Here is a 312-nt window from a genome sequence, read left to right on the forward strand (position 1 = left end):
TACGGAGTGCCGGGCGTAACACTTTCTCCCGGATCTCATGCTCCAGCTTCCGAAGGGATTTTTCCTTTTCATGCTGGCAGGACACAATGACGGTATCCAGCCGGGCAGGTCTGTCATCTTCATACTCCACGGTCACCTGCGCCTTTCCATCTGGCAAGATTCCCGTGATATATCCGCTTCTACGGCTTGCAGACAGTTCCCTTACAATGCGGTTCGCCAGAACCACTGGCATCGGCATAAGCTGCGGTGTCTCATCGCAGGCGTAGCCAATCATGATGCCCTGATCCCCGGCACCGCTGGCAAGTCCGCTCT

At 56.1% G+C, this 312-nt stretch carries 1 pseudogene; it reads right to left on the reverse strand.

Features of this window, described 5'->3' with window-relative positions:
• A pseudogene (locus LIQ05_RS19605) lies at positions 1-312 on the reverse strand (methionine adenosyltransferase); the annotation flags it as partial.

Source organism: Blautia glucerasea, from assembly GCF_020537505.1.
Lineage (GTDB): Bacteria > Bacillota > Clostridia > Lachnospirales > Lachnospiraceae > Blautia_A.